The sequence below is a fragment of the Paenibacillus sp. AR247 genome, assembly GCF_002968895.1.
In the GTDB taxonomy this organism is placed as follows: domain Bacteria; phylum Bacillota; class Bacilli; order Paenibacillales; family Paenibacillaceae; genus Paenibacillus_AQ; species Paenibacillus_AQ favisporus.
The window spans coordinates 1-4078 of record NZ_PCZT01000076.1; the positions used below are offsets into that span (position 1 = coordinate 1).

General features: G+C 43.8%; 4 protein-coding genes. All 4 read left to right on the plus strand.

The window, feature by feature from the left end; all coding sequences use genetic code 11:
- Positions 1-625: spore germination protein (locus tag CPT76_RS36015; protein WP_146116569.1), on the plus strand; the 625-nt coding region annotated here is incomplete at its 5' end.
- Between the two features lie 38 nt (positions 626-663).
- A complete protein-coding gene (locus tag CPT76_RS36020; RefSeq protein ID WP_105446273.1) occupies positions 664-1860 on the plus strand; it encodes a Ger(x)C family spore germination protein in 1197 nt (398 codons plus the stop codon).
- Entirely contained in the window at positions 1857-2957 is a 1101-nt protein-coding gene (locus CPT76_RS36025) for a GerAB/ArcD/ProY family transporter (RefSeq protein WP_105446274.1), read from the plus strand. Before CPT76_RS36020 ends, CPT76_RS36025 begins: the two co-directional genes overlap by 4 nt.
- An 826-nt stretch (positions 2958-3783) precedes the next feature.
- Positions 3784-3987 (plus strand): DUF6199 family natural product biosynthesis protein, encoded by a 204-nt coding sequence (locus tag CPT76_RS36030; RefSeq protein WP_105446275.1) that lies wholly within the window; start codon positions 3784-3786, stop codon positions 3985-3987.
- The last annotated feature ends 91 nt before the right edge of the window (positions 3988-4078 follow it).

Below are 4078 nucleotides of genomic sequence, written 5' to 3' on the forward strand. Positions count from 1 at the left end.
TTTCACCACACTTGTAAGGTGGGTTAGGTACTTCATGTTCCTGATCGCCCTACTGCTGCCGTCGGTTTACGTTGCTCTAACTACTTTTCATCCACAAATACTTCCAACAGTTCTTCTAATTAGCATCGCAGCGGCAAGGGAAGGTGTCCCCTTTCCCGCCGTCATGGAAGCCCTCTTGATGGAATTTATGTTTGAAGCCCTTCGCGAAGCCGGCGTCCGACTACCGAAAACAATTGGTTCAGCCGTCAGTATTGTGGGAGCACTGGTTATCGGCCAATCCGCTGTTGAGGCTGGTATCATCTCTGCTCCCATGGTCATCGTTGTGGCAACGACGGGGATCGCGTCATTTGGCATACCGCGTTACAATCTCGGAACCTCTCTGCGGATTCTTCGATTTCCTATGTTGTTACTCGCTGGATTTATAGGAATTTACGGTATCCTGGTCGGCATTACGGCGATCCTAATCCATTTGTCTTGCCTACGTTCATTTGGCGTCCCTTACCTTAGTCCTGTTACTCCCGAAACGACAGGCTATGTAAAAGATCTCATTTTTCGAGCACCGAGATGGAGCTTACGATATCGTCCTAAAAACACGGCCGGGAGTAACGACAAACGAATCTCATGATAAGTTGCTGTCATAAATCCAAAGGAAGGTGACGGCCCATGTATTTTAAATTTGGGATTGCCCTTTTACTTATTCTAGTGCTCACGACAGGATGCTGGGATCAAAAGGAGCTTAGCAGCCGGTCCATCTGGATCGGCTCAGGGTTTGACAGGGACGGGAGGGGGGATATCGTATTAAGTGGCCAAATTCTGATCCCCGGCAAACAAGGCCAAACCGGAGGAAAAGGAGGTTCCTCCGGAAATGGCACAAGCCATTTCGTGGTTTCGGGAATGGGAAAAAACGTTAGTCAAGCCGCAGCCGATTTACAAGGAAGTCTATCCAGGGAAGTATTTCCGAGCCACCGTAGGGTCGTTTTTCTTGGAGAACAGTTCGCAAGAGATGGTGTCACGGATATGCTGGATGAACACTCTAGGAATCCGCTGGTCCGGTTACGAACTGATATCTTCGTCGTAAAAGATGGTACCGCACGTGAATTGATCCAATCAACATATCCCTTGGAGAAAATACCCGCGATCGGCGCATATAAAGAACTGGAACATACGAGTGGCATGAAACAAGCCACTTTCATGAGATTTTTAAGGGCAGCCAGCAGCGATGGTGTTAGCCCCGTATTACCCGTGATCTCTTTGAATCGGAAAGGTAATAAAATTGAGGACGTAACTAAGCAACAATCATTTCGGATGAATGGCATAGCCATTTTCGATAAAAAAAAGCTGAAATTAAAAGGTTTTATCAGTCAAGAAGAAGCGTTAAATGTAAATTGGATTACAGGTGTTTTAAATAGCACCACTGTGACAACGCCCATTCCGAAAAATCAAGGGAGAGTCAGCATTCACTTGTCACGGATAGGGCGTAGAATCTTACCAGAAAACCACAATGGAAAAATCGTCTTTCATGTCAAGTTAACGGGCAAAGGCGTTATTCGTGAGAACCAGACTCGGTTGGATCTTCGTAGCCCAACTAATGTCAAGTTAGTTAAACAAGCATTAGAAGTTGAAGCAGCAAAGGAAATTAAAGAAATCATCTTAAAAATGCAGAACACATACCAAGAAGATATTTTCGGATTTGGTGAGACTTTGCACCGGAAAAGCCCGTCAGCTTGGAAAAAAATAAAAGACAACTGGAATAATTATTTTACAGCAGCAGAATTCGATGTCAAAGCTGAATTGACCATAACCCAAATAGGGTTGACGGGGCCAGGTTTGTATCTGCGGGAGGAAGAAACGATCAAATGAATACACCGAGAATTTCTAACATACAGGTATTTTGGATCACGTTTTCGATCGAGTGTGCTATGACATTGTTCTTCACGCAATCGCCTGTCATCCAAACAGCGAAGCAGGATGCGTGGATTTCTTACCTGGTCGGCGGAGCTATTGCCTGCGGAATCACTCTCCTTTCCAGGGCCCTGTCCCTTATGTACCCTGAACAATCGCTCAACGACTTCAGTACGAAAATCTTAGGGAGTTGGTTTGGGAAGATTTTGGTGGTCCCCTTTTTGTTAATATGGATAGTCATGTCTGGGTCTCTTCTTCGTCAATTTTCCGATTTCTTTCAAATGATCTTGTTTGATCGAACCCCTACAAGCGTCCTGATGCTTCTCATGATGGTAATAGTGGTAAGCTTAGTTTGGGCTGGAGGAATCGAGGGAATTGGACGATGCAGCCAATTGATGGGACCCGTCATATTGTTGATCATTGTTGCGATCACTTTATTGAGCTTTAACAATTACGAATTAGAACAAATTTTCCCTATTTTTTCGGATTCAGGAGCAAGAGCAATTATGCGAGGAAGTCTGGCGCCGGCCTCGGTTCTGGGAGACACCGTATTTCTGTTGATGGTGACCAAGTTCATGGAGAATCCCCGTCAAGGTACTAAATTTGCCGTTTGGGCTGTCGCGTCAGTTGCCATCATTTCCTCTGTGCTGACCTTAACGGCTTTATCCATCTTCGGATCTGCATTAGCATCAAAGATGCTGTTTCCAACATTTGAGATGATGCGATACGTCTCACTTATGGAGTTCATCCAGAACATCGAAATTTTTTCGTCTGTTTTATGGTTCTTCAGTGTGTTTCTCAAATTGAGCCTTTATTTATTTATTGCTTGCTACGGGATGTCCCAATGGATGGGCTTGAAACGTTGGAGTATTTCAGTCTGGGTAATTTCTCCGGCCGTGTATATTATAGCTTGGATATTTCCTCAAACTGTTCTCTACACTTCCCAAATTCAACTTCATCTGAGCGTTCATTACGTGATGCCTATTGAGTTGATCGGTATTCCATTCCTTATGTGGATGATTGGCAAGGTTCGAAAACGGCGATCACATTCGTAAAAAATTGTAGATGAAACCTTACGATCTATGTTCTTGTCGTCTGGTTTTGACAAGAAAATATAATAGCCGCAACTACGCGGATTATGGGAAAGAAGAAGATGAAGATGATTTCTGGTACAGGTTGTACGCCGGTCCACAGCTGATGGAATTTGATTGTGAAGAGCTTAAATATATCCGAAAACGCGAGGGGTATAGACAAAAGGAGGTTGTCGAAGCAATCGGAGCCTCGGTTCGTTCCTAAGCGATGGCGCGGGAGCGTCCTTTTTTATTGAACCAAAAAATGAGTTTGCTTTAAAAGGTATCAAGGTGATTAAAAAGCGATTATGTGGGTAAAGTACGAAGTACGATAGCGTAATAGACCGCCTTTTTACAAAGGCGGTTTTTTTATTGCTAAAAAGGAGTGAACGGATTGCTGACGGCGATAAAGTTACCGGAACGATTCAAACATACTCCGGGTCGTTCTGGATTCTGTGCTCGATCTCAAGCCTCAAACGCTTGGTTTGGGCTGTATCGATCTGAGCTTGTACGTCCAAACGTTCGCGCTTACACCAAAGCGTATTTTTATTATGCAATATGTCCCTCTATTTCTGCTCTCAATTGTTCAAACCAATCTAATCGGTAATCGGCTCATGTTCTTGTCCTTTTCGGCAATCGGTACTATCTTTGGTTTGGGACAAGAACTTTTACCGATAAAATAAAAAAGCCGCTATAATAGCGACTTTCAATGGGACTTTGTTCTTGTCCCCCGACATCTTTCATGATTTGATTCTAAGCGGAACCTCAAGCAGCTTCTGAACGTCTTATAAATAAAGGAGCTGATTTACCCATGGTTCAAACATTCTACCTTGTTTTCGGAACTATTTTTATTACACTCGGCATCCTGAGTCGCATTAAGCCCACGTTTGGCTGGAATATGAATGAAGCGTGGAAAGTAAAAGACGACTCCGAGCCAAGTGACGCCTACATTGAAGCTCGAAAATTCGGCGGGTTTATTGCAATAGTGATTGGTTTATTTTTCTTTGCGCTTTAACAAAAAAAACCTTCTCCTCTCCGGAAGAGATTAAAGGTTTTTTATGCAGCTGCCTTTTTTATGAACTAACGTTTCCCGTTAGCTCAGCGCG